This window comes from Plantactinospora endophytica, from assembly GCF_016862915.1.
GTDB lineage: Bacteria > Actinomycetota > Actinomycetes > Mycobacteriales > Micromonosporaceae > Plantactinospora > Plantactinospora endophytica.
Map to the genome: position 1 here is coordinate 348,667 of NZ_BONW01000005.1, position 16,844 is coordinate 365,510.

Below are 16,844 nucleotides of genomic sequence, written 5' to 3' on the forward strand. Positions count from 1 at the left end.
ATGACAACCCAGCGCACCCGCTCGCTCGGGCGGCCCACCCTGGACGCGGTCGCCGCCCGCGCCGGAGTGGGGCGGGGCACCGTGTCCCGCGTCGTCAACGGTTCACCCCAGGTCAGCCCGGAAGCCCGGGCGGCGGTGCAGCGGGCCATCGCCGAGCTGGGCTACGTGCCCAACCGGGCGGCCCGGGCCCTGGTGACCCAGCGGACCGACTCGGTGGCTCTGGTGGTCTCCGAGTCGGAGGAGCGGGTCTTCGGCGAGCCGTTCTTCGCCGGCATCGTCCGGGGGATCAGCTCCGCACTGCTGGAGACGCCGATGCAGCTCTGGCTGGCGATGGCGCAGTCGCCGGCCGAGCGGGAGCGGGTCGAGCACCACCTGACGAACCAGCACGTGGACGGGGTACTCCTGCTCTCGCTGCACGACGCCGACCCGCTGCCCACCCTGCTGGAGCAGCGCGGGCTGCCGACCGTGCTCGGCGGCCGGCCGGCCCGGATGCTGGGCGACCCGGCCGGGGCGTACTTCGTCGACGTGGACAACGCCGGCGGTGCCCGGCAGGCGGTCGAACACCTGGTCGGCCAGGGGCGCAAGCGGGTGGCGACCATCGCCGGCCCGCAGGACATGGGCGTCGGCGTGGCCCGGCTCACCGGCTACCAGGACGCGGTACGCGAGAGCGGCGGACACGTCAACGACGCCATGATCGCGTACGGCGACTTCAGCGAGACCAGCGGCGCGGCGGCGATGCGCCGGCTGCTGGACAGTTGCCCCGATCTCGACGCGGTCTTCGTCGCCTCGGACCTGATGGCCTGCGGCGCGTTGCGGGCGCTGCGCGACGCCGGTCGGCGGGTGCCCGAGGACGTGGCGGTGGTGGGCTTCGAGGACGCCCCGATCGCCCGGCAGACCGAGCCCCCGCTGACCACGGTCTTCCAGCCGATGGAGGAGATGGGCCGGCAGATGGCCCGGCTGCTCGTCGCGCGGATCCGGCGGGAGGAGCGCGAGGTGCCGTACGTGCTGCTCGACACCCACCTGGTGCACCGCCACTCCGGCTGAGCCGGTGGGGCGGCCGGGCTGCGGGCCCGGCCCTCCCGCCCCGCAGCGCCGTCCGTCGTCGCGCGGCGGAGGACGGCCGGATTCGGAGTCCCGCCCGCAGTGCGGGCCGGCCCGGCCGCATCTCGTCGGCTGGTGTCTCAGTCGCCGGTCCAGCGTCGCGTCTCGTCCGGCCGCATCTCGTTCCGCTGCATCTCGTCCGGCTGGAGTCTCAGTCGGCGGTCCAGCGCCGTAGTTCGCGGCGGGCCAGCGCGGCCCGGTGCACCTCGTCCGGACCGTCGGCCAGCCGCAGGGTACGGGCACCGGCCCAGAGCGCGGCCAGTGGCGTGTCCTGGCTGACCCCGGCCCCGCCGTGTGCCTGGATCGCCTTGTCGATCACCCACTCCGCCATTGCCGGAGTTACGATCTTGATCGCCTGGATCTCGGTGTGCGCCCCCTTGTTGCCGACCGTGTCCATCAACCAGGCCGTCTTGAGCACCAGAAGCCGGGCCTGCTCGATCCGGACCCGGGACTCGGCGATCCAGTCCTGCACCACGCCCTGCTCGGCCAGCGGCCGGCCGAACGCGACCCGCCCGGCCGTACGCCGGCAGAGCAGTTCGAGGGCGCGTTCGGCCATCCCGACCAGGCGCATGCAGTGGTGGATCCGGCCCGGCCCGAGCCGCGCCTGGGCGATCGCGAACCCGTCCCCGGGCCCGCCGATCAGATGGTCCGCCGGCACCCGTACGCCGTCGAAGCTCACCTCGGCGTGGCCGCCGTGCGCGCCGTCGGAGTAGCCGAAGACGGTCAGGCCCCGGTGCACCGTGACCCCCGGGGTGTCCCGGGGCACCAGCACCATGCTCTGCTGCCGGTGCCGGGGCGCGTCCGGATCGGTCTTGCCCATCACGATGAAGATCCCGCAGCGCGGGTCCATCGCCCCGGTCGACCACCATTTCCGGCCGGTGACGACGTACTCGTCGCCGTCCCGTTCGATCCGGGTGGCGATGTTGGTGGCGTCGGAGGAGGCGACCTCCGGCTCGGTCATGCAGAACGCCGAACGCAGTTCGCCGTCGAGCAGCGGGCGCAGCCAGCGGTCCTGCTGCGCCGGGCTGCCGAAGTCGACGAGCAGCTCCATGTTGCCGGTGTCCGGGGCGGCGCAGTTGAGCGCCTCCGGGGCCAGGTGCGGGCTGCGGCCGGTCAGCTCGGCCAGCGGCGCGTACTGGAGGTTGGTCAGGCCGGCGCCGTACTCGGGATGCGGCAGGAAGAGGTTCCACAGGCCGCGTTGCCGGGCCTCGGCCTTCAACTTGCCCACGACCGGCGGACGGTGCCACGGACCGGTACCGGTCGCCGGGTCGGCCGCGGCGGCGACCTGCTCGGCGTACACGGCCTCGGCCGGCAGGATCCGGTCGGTCAGGAAGTCGTGCAGCGCCTCGTGCAGCTCGGCGGTGCGCGCGTCGAACCCGAAGTCCATCGATGCTCCTCGGCGGTTCAGCTCGGCGGTGTCAGCGGTGTCTGCGCTATCTGCGGTGTCAGCGATGTCGGCGGTGGGCACGTCCGGTCGGCGCCGGTGCGGGGGACGGGCCGGGGTCAGACCCGGCGGAACGCGGCCAGCCCGTACGCGACCAGCGGGTCGACCAGGGCGCCGATCCGGTCGAAACCCTCGCCGACGGTCTGCCCGAGGGTGTGCCGGTAGTGGATCCCCTCGCAGATCACGGCGAGCTTGAAGCAGCCCAGCGCCACGTGCCAGTCCAGCGGACCGACGTCGACGTCGCTGCGGGCCGCGTACCGGTCGAGCAGTTCGGCGCCGGTGGGGAAGCCGGCGCGCGGCCCGAGCCCGTCGGCGACCGGGTTGTCGTCGGCCGCGTCGGAGTCGCCGAGCACGTCCCAGTACGTCAGCAGCAGGCCGAGGTCCGCGAGCGGATCACCGAGGGTGGCCATCTCCCAGTCGAGTACCGCCCGGATCGCCACCGTGCCGGTTGCCGACCCGTCGGCCCCGGTCGGCAGCCGGTCGCCCTGGTTCGCCGGCCCGACGCCGCCCAGGCTCACCGCCACGGTGCCAATCTCCGGCCCGCCGTCCCGGGTCGGCGGCTCGCAGACGGCGATCAGGTTGTCCAGCCGGTAGTCGCCGTGCACGATCCGCCCGGCGTTGCGGCCGTCCGGCGCGGACGCGGCCAGCCGTTCGCGCAACTCGTCGATCCGGGGCAGCGGTCGGCTGCGGGACCGGTCGAGCTGGCCGCCCCAGCGGCGTACCTGCCGGGCCAGGAAGCCCTCCGGCCGGCCGAAGTCGGCCAGCCCGACGGCGGCCGGGTCGACGGTGTGCAGGGTGGCCAGCACGTCCATCATGACCAGCGCCAGCTCCCGGCGCTGGGCCGGCGTCAGCGGGTCCGTCTGGCTCCGGTTCCGGTAGACCACCCCGGGCACCCGTTCCATCAGATAGAACGGCGCTCCGAGTACCGTCTCGTCGGCGCAGTGCAGCAGGGTCGCCGGCACCGGCACCCCGGTCGGGGCCAGCGCGGAGATCACTTGGAACTCCCGGCCCATGTCGTGCGCGGTGGCCAGCACGTGCCCGAGCGGCGGCCGGCGGAGCACGAACTCCCGCTCTCCGGCCTGCACCAGATAGGTGAGGTTGGACCTGCCGCCGGCGATCAACTCCGCCCGGAGCGGGCCGGTCAGCAGGTCGGGCCGGTGCGCCGCGAGGTGTCCGGCCAGCCGGTCGAGGTCGAGCCCGGACGGCGATCCGGAGGGTGGCTCAGGCCGGACGGCGGTGGCCGGCGGATCGGTCATCCGGACAGTTGATGGCATCTGGGTCGTCCAGTCAACCCCGGTCCGCGCCGGGCCGGTCCGGCCCCGAGCGAGTCAGGCGCACCCGGGCACAGGTCGGATCGGCTGGCGTTCGTGGTCCTGGCCGGTGCCCACGTCGCCGGGCAGGAGCGGATCGGGACTGACCGATCCGGGCAGGTCGAGGTAACGGTCGAGCGGCTGTCCTGCGGACGGCAACCGGGACAGCACGGTACGTCTTCCGGGTGAACACGGGTTGTTGCTGTCGGGACATGCTGCGGCAACAGGGGCGAAATGGTCATGCGGCAGCCTGGTTGACAGCTCGCCGGCGGAACGCGCGCCGGTCCGCCGACGGAGGGGACGGACATGTTGCTGAGGGTTCGGGTGACCCTGCCGGATCGACCCGGAACGCTCGGTCAGGTCGCCCGCACACTGGGCGTCGCAGGTGCCGACATCGTTCAGGTGGTGGTGTTGGAGCGGCTCGGCGGCCGGGCCGTGGACGACTTCACGGTGGTCTGGCCCGGCGCGTCCCGGGTCGACCGGCTCTGTGCCGGGCTCGGCGCCATCCCCGGGGTACGGGTGAACGGCATGTGGCGGGCGATCGGCGCGCCGAACGGTGGGGGACAGGACGCCGAACTGCTCGCCCAGATCGCCGCGAACCCGGCCGACGGGCTGGCCACGCTTGTCGACGCGGTACCCGGGCTGCTGGCCGCCGACTGGGCCGCCGCTGCGGTCGTACCGGCGGACTGGGCGGCCCGTACCGGGATGGGCGCGGGAACGGTCCGGGGCAGCGGCGCACCGGCGGTGGCGTACGCGAGCTGGCGGGCACCGAGCCCGCTCCAGCTTCCCGAGGTGACCCCGTTGCGGGCCCGGTCGCTGAACGGGCCGGCGGGCACCCACTACGCGGTCGCCCCGTTCGGCCGGGCCGGACTGGTGCTGATGCTGGCCCGGGTGGACGGCGACGGGCTGAGTGCGGCCGGGTTCCACGTCACCGAGGTGGACCGGATCGCCCAACTGGTCCGGGCCGCCGCGACCATTCTCGGCGACCGGCTCGACCTGGTCAGTGCGCCTCCGGTGCCGCTCGATCCGGCGGCGGACGAACCGGCCCCGGTGACCTCACCGGTGGCGGTACCGGCCACCACCGCCGCCACGGCGTCGACGTCCGGTCCGACGGCGGCGGCCCCGGCAACCGGCCCGGCCGGCGCGCCGGGGATGACCGTGGCGATGACCTCCGGAGCCGCCGTGGCTCCGGTACGTCCGTCGGCGCTCGGCCCGACGGCCGGGCGGCTGCCGGCGATCATGACCCGTCACGGCTGAGCAACCGGCGGGTAACAGCGGACGGGCAGGCTGGACCAGGGAAGGAGTTCAGATGACACTGTGGCGGATCAGGGCGACGGTGGCCGACCGGCCGGGATTCCTCTCCGTGCTCACCGCGAGCCTGGCGCTGCGCGGGGTGAACATCCTCACCGTCCAGGTGCACACCACCGAGGCGGGGGCGGTCGACGACTTCCTGGTCGACGCGCCGGCCGAGTTGACCGCAACGGACCTGGTCGAGGCGGTGGAGCGCGGGCGTGGCCGGAACTGCTGGGTGGCCCGTAGCGAGGCGCAGGGGCTGGCCGACCAGCCGACCCGGGCGCTCGGCCTGGCCAGTCGGCTGGTGCGCGACCCGGACGCCCTCGGCGAGTCGCTGCGCAGCCTGCTCAACGCGGACGCGGTCACCTGGCGGCCGGTCGGCGCTCCGGACGGTGCCGGGCACGCCGAAAAGACGATGCGGCTGCCCGACCCGTCCGGCGGGTGCTTCGAGGTGTTCCGGACGGCCCCGACCTTCACCCCGGCCGAGTACGCCCGCGCCCAGGCGCTGGTCGACCTGGCCGGCGCGGTGGCCCGGCAGGCCGCCGACCGGGTGACCCTGGTGCTGCCGGACGGCGCCGAGCTGACCGTACGGCCGGCGGTGCCGCACGACCTGCCGCTGGTGGTGGCGATGCACGGGCGCTGTTCGGCGCGGAGCCTGCACCGGCGCTATCCGGCACGCGGCGGCGCCACGCCGGAGCGGCTCGGCCGGCTGCTCGCCCCGGCCCACGGGGTCACCCTGCTGGCGCTGGCCGCCGGCCCGGACGGTGAGCCCGAGCGGGTGGTGGCGATGGCGAACCTGGCCGCCGAGGGAGTGCTGGCCGAGTTCGCCCTGCTGGTCGAGGACGGCTGGCAGCGCCGTGGCCTGGGCAGCGCGCTGGTGCGCCGCCTGGTGGGGTACGCCACCCGGGCCGGCCACGCCGCGCTGCTCGCGCACACCGGAGCCGACAACGTGGGGATGCTGCGCATCCTGGACCGGCTGTACCGGCCGGGTGCGGTCGACCGGGACGGCAGCCTGCTGACCGTGACGGTGCCACTGGCCGATCGGCTGGCTGCCCCGGTTCCGCTGGCCGATCGGCAGGCCGCCCAGGCGTCCGGCCACGAGACTCCCGCCGCCGTCTTCGAGGCGTAGCGGCGCGGCACAGACCCGGCGGTCCGGTCCTGGTTCGGGACCGGGCCCCGGAACCCGCCTGACTGGGGCGAGATGGGAGGGGTCCCTCCGGTAGGACGGCCGGAGGGGCCCCTTTCCCGTGCCGGTGCCGCCCGGTCGCCGATCCGGCCAGCCATCTGGTGGTCGGTCACCGGCCCGGCCATCGACCAGCAGTCCGGCGCCCGCTCAGCGAACCGGTGGCCGGCCGGCGGTCAGCGAACCGGCGGCCGGCCGATCGGCGGTCAGGTGGTCGGGTAGCTGTTGTAGTCCGGGAAGTTGCCGTACAGCCGGGGGGCGGCGGAGTTGACGGTGACCGCCTGCACCAGCAGGTCGCCGCCGACGAAGGCACCCTTCCAGGAGGCGCCCCGGCCACCGAACGGCTCGTCCCGGTCGCCCCGGGAGCGGGGCTTGTTGATGCCCACCTTGAACGCCTGGAGGTCGACCGCGAGCTTGGCCGCCTCGTCCTCGTCGTCGCAGGCGAGGCTGGCCACCAGGGCGCCGTTGCTGGCGTTCATCGCGGCCAGCAGTTCGTCTTCGGTGTCCACCACCACGATGGTGTCGACCGGCCCGAACGGCTCGGTGTGCATCAGCCGGGACCGGCCGGGCGGGGCGAGCAGCACCGACGGGGCCACGTACGCCGAGGTGTCCTGCCCGTCGAGGAACGGTGCGCCGTCCAGCCGACCCCGGTAGAGCGGCACCGCGCCGCCCCGGACCGCCTCGTCCACCTTGCGGCGCAGTTCGTCGGCCTTGACGCCGCTGATCAGCGGGCCGAAGTCGAGTTCGGGCAGCGGGTCGCCCGAGGTCCAGCTCTCGTCCACGGCCAGCGGGTGCCCGAACCGGATCGAGCGGACCACCGGCAGGTACATGTCGAGGAACTGGTCGACCAGATCCCGCTGCACCACGAAGCGCGGGTACGCGGTACAGCGCTGCTTGCCGTACTCGAAGCCCTTCCTGAGGTGCTTGGCGAGGTTGTCCCAGCCGGAGAAGTTCCAGATGCCCCAGGCGTTCAGCCCCTCCTGCTCGATCATGTGCCGCTTGTCGGTGTCGAGCAGTGCGGCGGCCACCTTGCCGCCGTTGGAGCGCCCGCCGACGAAGGCCACCGCGCCGATCTCGGGCGCCCGGACCAGCACCTCGGAGAGTTCCTCGCCGCTGCCGCTGAGCAGGGTGGCCGGCAGTCCGGCCCGGCGCATCAGCGCGTGCGCGACGGTGAGGCAGACGGCTCCGCCCTGGGACGGGGTCTTGGCGATCACCGCGTTGCCGGCGAGCAACTGCACCAGTTCGGCGTGCACCAGCACGCTCATCGGGTAGTTCCAGCTCGCGATGTTGCTGACCGGGCCGGGGAGTGGTCCCCGGCCGTCGGCCAACATCCGGTCGATCTCCTCGACGTACCACCGGACGCCGTCCAGGGCCCGGTCGACGTCCGCGCAGGCCAGTCGCCACGGCTTGCCGATCTCCCAGACCAGCAGTAGGGCCAGCAGGTCGCGGTGCACGGTCAGTTCGTCGAGGGCGTCGACGACCCGGGCCTTGCGGTCGGCCAGCGGGGTGTCGGCCCAGTCCCGGTGCTCGGCGAGGGCGCTGGCGACCGCGGCGCGGGCCGCGTCCGCGTCCAGCCGGGGCAGGTTGACCAGTACGGTGTTGTCGACCGGGGTACGCACCGGAGTGGGCGTACCGGCCGACTGCCAGGCACCCTGCACCAGGTTGCGCAGTGTGACGGTGCTGTCGGGGCGGCTGGCGTCGAGGTCGAAGGCTTCGGGAACGGCGTCCACCGCGCGGGTCAGGATCTCCCGCCAGGCGGTGCCGTCGGCAAGGCGCAGTGCCATCGCTGTCTCCTCGTGGTCTGCTGCCGGGGTGAGGCGTCGGCGTCGACGGCTCTTTCCCGGTCGGAACGAACAGCGTGCGGCGGCGTCGATGGCACCGCTGATCAGGGCTTATGTCTTCCCGATCTGGGCGTACTGTCTCCCGGGCCGCGTGGCGGCGGCAACCGTATGCTCGTATCCCAGGACGTGTGTTCCGCCTGGTGGCCCCGGTTTGTCGGCTGCTGACTCGCGGCTCAGCTCTGTGAGCTGGGGAAACGCCAACACCTGATTGACGTGACTGGATGATGTGAGGCTCGTCAACCAAGCGGAAAGGGCTTTCCCAAGGACCTCCCGTCCGCCCCGGGTCGCCCCGACGGCGGCCGTTGCCGCCGGTTTGGGTCCTTCACAAACCGGCAATGGCGCGGTTACATTGTTGGCTATCCATGGGAGCGCTCCCGGTCCCGACAGAACGAGATCCACACCCTCGCACCAGCGCCACCGCAGCACAGGTTTCCCAGCCCCAGCACCCGCGTCGTGCACCGCGCAGGGAGAGGGGCGGATGCGCCCACATCCGCCCCTCGTGTCCTCCGCTACGCGTCGCCGCGCGCGGCTCCACGGACAGGAGCAATTCTAGTGCGCGACCGCATCGCCCCGGCCCGGCCGAACGGGCAACGTCCCCGGCCCGGTCCCCGGCCCAAGCCAGGCGCCCGGCAACGCCTCGACGGCCGGCAGCGACCCGACGGCCGGCAGCGGCCCGACCGCGGCCAGCGGCCGGGCCGCTGGTACCTCCGGGCGGTGGCGGCCGGCGCGAGCGCACTCGCCACCGCCGCCGCGCTGGTGCTGACCGGCGTCACACCGGCCACCGCCGGGCCGCGCGCAACGGCCGGCGCCGAATCGGCCCCGGCCGCCGCACCGGCCTTCAACTACGCCGAGGCGTTGCAGAAGTCGCTGTACTTCTACGAGGCGCAGCAGTCCGGCGCGCTGCCCGACTGGAACCGGGTCTCCTGGCGCGGCGACTCGGCGCTGACCGACGGCTCCGACGTCCGGCTCGACCTCACCGGCGGCTGGTACGACGCCGGTGACCACGTCAAGTTCGGCTTCCCGATGGCGTTCAGCACCACCATGCTGGCCTGGGGCGCCGTCGAGTACCGCAGCGGCTACCAGGCGTCCGGGCAGCTCCCGCACCTGCTGAACAACCTGCGCTTCGTCAACGACTACTTCATCAGGGCGCACCCGTCGGCCAACGTGCTCTACGGGCAGGTCGGCAAGGGCGACGACGACCACAAGTGGTGGGGTCCGGCCGAGGTGCTGCCGATGGCGCGACCGGCGTACAAGATCGATGCGAGCTGTGGCGGCTCGGACCTGGCCGGCGAGACGGCGGCGGCGATGGCGGCCTCCTCGATGGTGTTCCGCCCCACCGACCCGACCTACGCCGACCGGCTGCTCACGCACGCCCGGCAGCTCTACACCTTCGCCGACACGGTGCGTCGGGCATACCACGAGTGCATCACCGACGTGACGAACTTCTACCGCTCCTGGAGCGGCTACCAGGACGAACTCGTCTGGGGCGCGATCTGGCTGCACCGGGCCACCGGCGAGGCCAGCTACCTGGCCAAGGCGGAGAGCGAGTACGACCGGCTCGGCACCGAGCCGCAGCAGGCCAACCGGCTCTACAAGTGGACGGTCGCCTGGGACAACAAGCAGTTCGGCGCGTACGTGCTGCTGGCCAACCTGACCGGCAGGCAGAAGTACGTCGACGACGCCAACCGGTGGCTCGACTACTGGACCGTCGGAGTCAACGGCGAGAAGGTGCGTACCTCCCCGGGCGGGATGGCCGTGCTGGACACCTGGGGCGCGCTGCGGTACGCCGCCAACACCGCGTTCGCGGCGCTGGTCTACAGCGACAGGACCACCGACGCGACCCGGAAGACCCGCTACCACGACTTCGCCGTCCGGCAGATCAACTACGCCCTCGGCGACAATCCGCGCAACTCCAGTTACCTGATCGGGTTCGGTGCCAATTCGCCGAAGAACCCGCACCACCGCACGGCGCACGGCTCCTGGTGGGACAGCATGCAGGTGCCGGAGGCGACGCGGCACACCCTCTACGGCGCCCTGGTCGGCGGCCCGTCCGCGCCGAACGACGCGTACACCGACAACCGCAGCGACTACGTGATGAACGAGGTCGCCACCGACTACAACGCCGGGCTGACCTCCGCGCTGGCCCGGCTGCACACCGAGTACGGCGGTACGCCGCTGGCGAACTTCCCGCCGACCGAGGCGCCGGACATCGACGAGGTGACCGTGGAGACCACGGTGATGCAGGCCGAGCCCCGGGCCACCGGCATCAAGGCGATCGTCTACAACAAGTCGGCGTACCCGGCACGGGCGCTGACCGACTCCTCGTTCCGCTACTACTTCCGGCCGGAGGGGACCAGTGCGATCCAGGTGACCAGCGGCTACACCCAGGGCTGCCCGGCGCCGACCACCGCCCGGCAGCTCTCCGGGGACATCTGGTTCGTCGAGGTCGACTGCGGTGGCCACACCATCGCCCCGGCCGGGCAGTCGGCGCACCGGATGGAGGTGCAGTTCAAGATCGGCGTACCGGAGGGTGGCACCTGGGACCCGACCAACGACCCGTCGTACCAGGCCGCCGCCGGGCCGAACCCGAAGGTGACCCTCTACGAGGGAAGCACCCTGCTCTGGGGCGCCGAACCGGCACCGTCGGCACCGGACACCACCGCGCCGGGTGCGCCGGGCACTCCGACCGCCAGCGCGGTGACCGCGACCGGGGCCACCCTGAGTTGGACCGCCGCCACCGACAACGTCGGGGTCACCGGCTACGACGTGTACCGGGAGGACGGCACCACCGACGTACTGCTCGGCTCGGCGGCCACGCCGACGTTCGCGGTGACCGGGCTGACCGCCGAGACCGCGTACCAGTTCTACGTGGTGGCCCGGGACGCCGCAGGGAACCGGTCGGCGGCGTCCGCCCCGGTCTCGGTGACCACCCGGCCGGCGGGCAGCGGTGACACCACCCCACCGGGTACGCCCACCGGACTGACCGCGTCGGCGGTGACCGCGACCGGGGCCACGCTGACCTGGACCGCGTCGACCGACAACGTCGGCGTCACCGGTTACCGGGTCTACCGGGAGGCCGGTACCACGGACGCGCTGCTCGGCTCGCCGAACACGCCCACCTTCGCGGTCACCGGGTTGACGGCCGGCACGGCGTACCAGTTCTACGTGGTCGCGGTGGACGCGGCCGGCAACGTCTCGGCGGCGTCGACGCCGGTCTCGGTGACCACCCCGGCCGCCCCGGCCGCCAGCTGCCGGATCGGCTGGAGCAGCAACGACTGGGGCACCGGGTTCAGCGGCACCGTCACGATCACCAACACCGGAACGAGCACGGTGAACGGCTGGACGCTGGCCTTCGCCTTCACCGCCGGACAGCGGATCACCCAGGCATGGTCGGCCACGGTGAGCCAGTCCGGTACGGCGGTGACCGCCACCAACCTCTCCTACAACGGCACCCTCGCCCCGGGCGCCTCGACCAGCTTCGGATTCAACGGGACGCACACCGGCAGCAATCCCCGGCCAACGTCGTTCACGCTCAACGGCGCGGCCTGCGCGATCGGCTGATCCGTCCCTCGGCCGGTCCCGCCGGGGCCGTCGGGCAGTTCCAGCAGGCTGCCCGACGGCCCCGGTCCGCGCCCGGCCGTCATCCGTGCCCGGCCGCTACCACTGTCCGGCCGTCACCAGTGTCGGGCTGTCACCCGCGCCCGGCGGTCACCGGTGTCCGGCCGTCACCCGTGCAGTGGCTCCCGGGCCTTGGTGGTCGCCTCGTCGAGCCAGTCCAGATACCAGCGGGCGAAGCCGATCCGCTCGCCATGCCCACCGGCCAGCGGGCTGAAGCCGTCGTCGTCGACGGTGTCGTCGGCCCACATGGTGCCGCGCTCCGGGCCGCTGACCACCAGCAGGTGCCGGTACGCACAGCCGAGGTGGCTCAGGTAGACGGTGCCGACGCTGTGCTTCGGGTCGTACGCCACCTTGTCGTGCAGCTCCCAGTAGGCATCCTCGGCCGCGTTGAACTCCTCGACCGTGGCGAACTCCTCCTCGTCCGGCGGCTCCGGCAGCTCGGCGGCCGGGTTGAACGGGCCGGTGTGCGGGAACGGCTCGGCGAGGGTGTCCAGCCCGGTCAGGTCGGCGCCGTCACCCTCCCACCGCCAGCGGCCGTCCACCACGCGCAGCGGAAAGAGTCCGTAGAACGGCCCCGCCCCGCCCCGGCCCACCTCCAGCAGGAAGCCGCGGTAGTCCTCCGGCAGCCGTACGCCGAGCTGCTCCTCCACCTCGGTCAGCTCGGCCGGAGTCAGTGGTGGTTCGAGTTGCCACGCGTGGGCGTTGGCGCCGAAGACCTTGCCGTCGGGGGTGCGGGAGAGTGCGGCCACCCGGTCGCGTACCCCGGACCAGTCGATGTTCGTCACGGGCCGGACCCTATCGGGCCGGTCCGACGGTCCGTGCGCGGTGACCGGGCCGAGCGGGTCAGAGCCCGCGCTGCTCCGCGAGCCGGTCGACCGCCTGCTTCGCCGCCAGCAGGCCATCGCCGGTCGCCTGCCGGTACGCCTTGACGGCCGCGACCTTCCGACCCTGCTCCAGGTGCGCCAGTATCTGCGGCAACGCCGGCTCGGAATCCGTCAGGCCGAGATGATCCAGCACGAGATCGAGCTTGCGTTCGACCCGCCGGATCCGGGCGGTGGACTCCCGGTGGCGTTGGGTGGCCGAGGCCGACTCGACCGTCAGCAGCACGAGCAGCAGGAGAACGACGACAGGGGCGACCCAAATGTCCATAACGGGACATTCAACCAGGAGGTCAGGCCGGGTCCCGGCGGCTCGCCGCGAGGTTGGCGAGCGCGGCGACGGTGTGCGGATGCTCGTCGCCCAGGGCGTGCCGCAGCCCGTCGACCGCCTCCTCGTGCAGCCGCCGGGCCAGCGCGCGGTCACCTCGGGCGTCGGCGATCACGCCGAGGTTGTCCACCGCGACAAGCGTGTCGGGATCACCCGCACCGCGTACCTCCCTTGACAGCCGGACCGCCTCGTCGGCCAGCGCGTACGCGGCGTCGACCTCGCCGAGCCGGAACAGGCACTGCGCCAGGTTGTCCATCGAGGTGAGCGTCTCCGGATGAGTCGTGCCGCGCAGTCGCCGGGCGGCGGCCAGTTCCCGTTCGTGCAGCTCGCGGGCCCGGGCCAGCTCGCCGGTGGCCTGGAGCACCAGGGCGAGGTTGTTGACCGCGTACCAGGTCATCGGGTGGTCGTCGCCGAGCACCCGGCCGGAGAGTTCGACCACCCGTTCGCCCAGCTCGCGGGCTGCGGCCAGCTCGCCGAGCGCCCGGCGTAGGTCGACCAGGTTGCTGAGCAGCGCGATCGACTGCGGGTTCTCGTCGCCCCACTGCCGGCGGGCGAGCGCGACCGCGTCGTCCAGCGCCTCGGCGGCGGCGGTGAGCTGGCCCCGGGCCACGAGCGCACCGGCCCGCCGGCCGCGCCGGTGCACCCGGATCATGGTGGTCCAGTCCTGTAACCCCGCCACGGCCCACCTCCGGCCTCCGGGCAATCGACGCGGATAACTCTACGCGTATCCTCCGCCCCGATGGGGCGGACTCAGGTCCGATGTGGACGGCGTCGCCGCCGGTACCCGGGTTCCGGGCACCGGCGGCGACGCGTCGGTCAGCGTCTCAGCGGGTACGCAGCCCGTACCCGTACGGGAAGAGCGGGCGGTAGTTCCGGTCACCGACGTTGATCGGCACCTGCGCCTCGCTGGCCGGCCAGCTCACCGAGAGCTTGCCGGTGAACGGGCGCTTGCCGAACAGCACGTCGGCGACGCCGGCTCCCTCGCTGCCGGGCAGCCAGGAGGCGACCAGCGCGTCCATCTGACCGAGCTGGTCGGTGAGCACCTGCGGCCGGCCGGAGACGACGAGTACGACGCAGGTGTCGATCGCGCCGCAGACCTTGTCGACGACGGCCTTGTCGCCGGGCTGGAGGGAGAGCGACTTCTCCTCCTGCTGCGGCGTGGTGCACCAGCCGCACTCCGGCCCGCCGACGTCACCGAACCCCTCGGTGTACGGCGTCTCGCCGACCACCACAACGGCGACGTCCGAGCCGGCGGTCGGGGCGGACCCGTCCGCGCTGAAGGTGACCTGCGCGCGCGGCGCCACCTCGCGGATGCCTTCCAGGATGGTGGTGCCGGGGATGATGTCGCCGGAGGCGCCCTGCCAGGTGATGGTCCAGCCGCCGGCCTGGTTGCCGATGTCGTCGGCGTTACGGCCGGCGACGTAGATCTTGGCATCCTTGCGCAGCGGCAGTGCCCGGTCGCTGTTCTTCAGCAGTACCTGCGACTCGGCGACCGCACGCCGGGCCAGTGCCCGGTGCTCGGGGCTGCCGACCTCGTCGACGTCGTCGGCGGAGGCGTACGGGCGCTCGAAGAGGCCGATCTCGAACTTGGCCCGGAGGATCCGGCGTACCGCGTCGTCGATCCGGGCCTGGCTGACCCGGCCGGCCCGCACCTCGGCGAGCAGCAGGTCGATGAACTGCTTGGCGTTGTTCGGCACCATGAACATGTCGATGCCGGCGTTCACCGAGGTCCGTACCTTGTACGCGGTCAGCCCGGCCACGGTCGGCTCGTTCGGGTCGGGGATCTGGTGGATGCCCTCCCAGTCGGAGACGACGAAGCCCTTGAACCGCTGCGCGCCCTTGAGTACGTCGGTGAGCAGTTCCTTGTGCGCGTGCATCTTGAGCGGGTTGCCGACGCCGTCCTCGATCCAGTCCACGCTGGAGAACGACGGCATCACGCTGTCGACGTCGTGCCGGCGCAGCGCGGTCCAGAACGGTGCGAGGTTGGTCCGGGCGAAGTCCGCCCGGCTGGTCACCGTGACGCCCTGGTCGATGACGTACCGCTGGGAGCCGGGCGGCAGGCTCTCGTTGGCGTCGGCGGCGGCCTGGTCGTACTCGGTGTCGCCGTCACCGGCGTAGTGCTTGACGGTGGCGAGCACCCCGGCGTCGCGCAGTCCGTCGACGTAGCTGGTCATCTCGCTGACCAGCGCCGGCTCCTCGCTGAACGCCTCGTAGGCCCGACCCCAGCGCTCGTCGCGGGAGACGCAGAGGCAGGGGGCGAAGTTCCACGGTATGCCGGTGGCCTTCACCTCCTCGCCGGTGGCCTTGCCGATCTGCCGGACGAGTTCCGGGTTGCGGGTGGCGCCGAGGCCGATGTTGTGCGGAAAGACCGTGGCACCGTAGACGTTGGAGTGCCCGTGCACGGCGTCGACGCCGTAGATGATCGGGATGCCCAGCCGGGTGCTCAACGCCTGCCGCTGGAAGTTGTTGATCATCGACACCCAGGCTTCCGGGGTGTTCGGGGTCGGGATCGAGCCGCCGCCGGAGAGCAGCGAGCCGAGGCCCCACTGGGCGACCAGCGTCGGGTCGGCGTCCACCGCCAGCCGCTCGGCCTGGGCCATCTGGCCGACCTTCTCTTCCAGGGTCATCCGGCCGAGCAGGTCGGCGACCCGTCGGTCGATCGGCAGCCTGGCGTTGCGGTAGTCGGCGTTGCCGCCGTGCCGGGCGGTGCCGGAGTCGGCGGCGGTGGTGTCCGGGGCCGCCGCCGCGCTGCCGGCGGGCAGCAGCGAGACGACCAGTAGCCCGGTGAGCAGCGTTATCAGTGGTGTTCGGGATCGCGAGTGCGGACGCATGTCGTGCCTCCAGAACGAGTCGGGGTGCGCGCCACGCCCGATCCTTCCGGTGACCATAAGACGACGTCAATATTGGACGGTAAAGGTTCCTTCGTGAGAGCGCTCTTTCCGGTGCTTTACGCCCGAGTTTGTGTGCACTTGAGAGGTGGCTTGCCGCCTTGCTCGATCCGATCCGGAATGGACGTTCCGAAGATGTCGGAACTCGCCCGGCACTGCTCGTCGGGACGATCGTCCGGCCCTCGTCGGCGGGCTGGCGGCTCGGCCCTACCCCGGCCGGGGGGTGGGGCTGGCTCGTGGGAGGGAGGTGCCGGGTCGGCGGGCCGGGGATCGTGAACCTCCGGGACGCCCGGACGGGCGGCCATCGAGGAGGACGGTATGAAGACATCGGTGCATCGGGTCGGCGCGGCGGCGGCAGCGGTCGCCATCCTGGTGAGCGGATCGGCGGCCTCGGCCGCGCCCGTCGACCGCGCCGGACCGGCGGCCCGGGTGACGGGCTCGGCGGACGTGCGGTTGACGTACTGGCCCGACCGTGACGTGCGGACGTTCACCTTCGACGCGGTCAGCCGACCGTACAGCCGGCCGATGCCGGGAGCGCCGGACGGGCTGCCCACCGACGCGACCGGCACCGTACGGATCGCGCACCAGGTGGCCGGGGAAGGCGTCACGGTGCGGTTCGCCGCGACGGTCGACTGCCTGGCGACCGGACCCGGCGTGGCGACCCTGACGGCGGTGGTCACCGAGGCGGACGCCCCGGTGGAGGAATGGGTCGGCAAGCGGCTCGGGTTCAGCGTGTACGACGCGGGCCGGCACGGTACCGACCGGATGGGCTTCTCCTGGTCGGTGGTGAACGCCGAGCAGGACGAGAGTGGCGAGTGGGGCGAGGCCGGCGTGGGCACCTGCATGGGCCCCGGCCCGTTCGCTCCGGTCACCCGGGGCGACTACACCGTCCGGCACCAGGACCTCACGGTCCCGCCGGCCGGGAACTGACGCTGCTCTGGCCGGCGGCGGCTACCATCG

10 protein-coding genes and 2 pseudogenes are annotated in these 16,844 nt (G+C 72.8%); 5 read left to right on the top strand and 7 right to left on the bottom strand.

The features are described 5' to 3' along the window. Nucleotides 1-1,044, top strand: a complete 1,044-nt coding sequence (locus tag Pen02_RS08985; RefSeq protein WP_203865439.1) for a LacI family DNA-binding transcriptional regulator — start codon at nt 1-3, stop codon at nt 1,042-1,044. A gap of 208 nt (nt 1,045-1,252) precedes the next feature. Here Pen02_RS08985 and Pen02_RS08990 read toward each other — a convergent pair whose 3' ends face one another. Beyond that, nucleotides 1,253-2,488: an acyl-CoA dehydrogenase family protein gene (locus Pen02_RS08990; RefSeq protein ID WP_203865440.1), complete on the bottom strand. Its 1,236-nt coding sequence runs from the start codon at nt 2,486-2,488 to the stop codon at nt 1,253-1,255. 116 nt (nt 2,489-2,604) lie between these two features. Then, nucleotides 2,605-3,819 (bottom strand): phosphotransferase family protein, encoded by a 1,215-nt coding sequence (locus Pen02_RS08995; protein ID WP_372445587.1) that lies wholly within the window; start codon nt 3,817-3,819, stop codon nt 2,605-2,607. A 342-nt stretch (nt 3,820-4,161) separates the two neighbouring features. Between Pen02_RS08995 and Pen02_RS09000 the strand changes: the two are divergent. Together Pen02_RS09000 and Pen02_RS09005 are read left to right on the top strand one after the other, a co-directional pair. Then, a pseudogene (locus Pen02_RS09000) lies at nt 4,162-4,872 on the top strand (ACT domain-containing protein); the annotation flags it as partial. Between the two features lie 292 nt (nt 4,873-5,164). Continuing rightward, the gene (locus Pen02_RS09005) at nt 5,165-6,277 is read left to right on the top strand and encodes a GNAT family N-acetyltransferase (protein WP_203865442.1); all 1,113 of its coding nucleotides are present in this window, start codon (nt 5,165-5,167) and stop codon (nt 6,275-6,277) included. 260 nt (nt 6,278-6,537) lie between these two features. Here Pen02_RS09005 and Pen02_RS09010 read toward each other — a convergent pair whose 3' ends face one another. Beyond that, a complete protein-coding gene (locus tag Pen02_RS09010) occupies nt 6,538-8,115 on the bottom strand; it encodes an aldehyde dehydrogenase family protein (RefSeq protein WP_203865443.1) in 1,578 nt (525 codons plus the stop codon). 771 nt (nt 8,116-8,886) lie between these two features. Here Pen02_RS09010 and Pen02_RS09015 point away from each other — a divergent pair. After that, entirely contained in the window at nt 8,887-11,733 is a 2,847-nt protein-coding gene (locus Pen02_RS09015) for a glycoside hydrolase family 9 protein (RefSeq protein ID WP_203865521.1), read from the top strand. Nucleotides 11,734-11,897: 164 nt separating this feature from the next. On the opposite strand, the gene Pen02_RS09020 is transcribed toward Pen02_RS09015, so the two are convergent. The 4 genes and pseudogenes from Pen02_RS09020 to Pen02_RS09035 form a co-directional block, all read right to left on the bottom strand. Continuing rightward, nucleotides 11,898-12,575 (bottom strand): SMI1/KNR4 family protein, encoded by a 678-nt coding sequence (locus Pen02_RS09020; RefSeq protein WP_239140304.1) that lies wholly within the window; start codon nt 12,573-12,575, stop codon nt 11,898-11,900. Between the two features lie 58 nt (nt 12,576-12,633). Further along, nucleotides 12,634-12,939, bottom strand: a complete 306-nt coding sequence (locus tag Pen02_RS09025; protein WP_203865445.1) for a hypothetical protein — start codon at nt 12,937-12,939, stop codon at nt 12,634-12,636. Nucleotides 12,940-12,961: 22 nt separating this feature from the next. Continuing rightward, nucleotides 12,962-13,675, bottom strand: coding sequence for a tetratricopeptide repeat protein (locus Pen02_RS09030; RefSeq protein WP_203865446.1), 714 nt, complete (start codon nt 13,673-13,675; stop codon nt 12,962-12,964). Between the two features lie 145 nt (nt 13,676-13,820). Then, nucleotides 13,821-15,677: pseudogene (locus Pen02_RS09035) on the bottom strand (glycoside hydrolase family 3 protein); the annotation flags it as partial. A 525-nt stretch (nt 15,678-16,202) separates the two neighbouring features. On the opposite strand from Pen02_RS09035, the gene Pen02_RS09040 reads away from it, so the two are divergent. Further along, the gene (locus Pen02_RS09040; RefSeq protein WP_203865448.1) at nt 16,203-16,814 is read left to right on the top strand and encodes a hypothetical protein; all 612 of its coding nucleotides are present in this window, start codon (nt 16,203-16,205) and stop codon (nt 16,812-16,814) included. Nucleotides 16,815-16,844 lie beyond the last annotated feature (30 nt).

Excerpts from the sequence above, each read along its gene's own strand:
- Pen02_RS08985 (WP_203865439.1), top strand. The coding sequence starts at position 1 with ATGACAACCCAGCGCACCCGCTCGCTCGGGCGGCCCACCCTGGACGCG.
- Pen02_RS09025 (WP_203865445.1), bottom strand. The coding sequence starts at position 12,939 with ATGGACATTTGGGTCGCCCCTGTCGTCGTTCTCCTGCTGCTCGTGCTG.
- Pen02_RS09040 (WP_203865448.1), top strand. The coding sequence starts at position 16,203 with ATGAAGACATCGGTGCATCGGGTCGGCGCGGCGGCGGCAGCGGTCGCC.
- Pen02_RS09010 (WP_203865443.1), bottom strand. The coding sequence starts at position 8,115 with ATGGCACTGCGCCTTGCCGACGGCACCGCCTGGCGGGAGATCCTGACC.
- Pen02_RS08990 (WP_203865440.1), bottom strand. The coding sequence starts at position 2,488 with ATGGACTTCGGGTTCGACGCGCGCACCGCCGAGCTGCACGAGGCGCTG.
- Pen02_RS09005 (WP_203865442.1), top strand. The coding sequence starts at position 5,165 with ATGACACTGTGGCGGATCAGGGCGACGGTGGCCGACCGGCCGGGATTC.
- Pen02_RS08995 (WP_372445587.1), bottom strand. The coding sequence starts at position 3,819 with ATGCCATCAACTGTCCGGATGACCGATCCGCCGGCCACCGCCGTCCGG.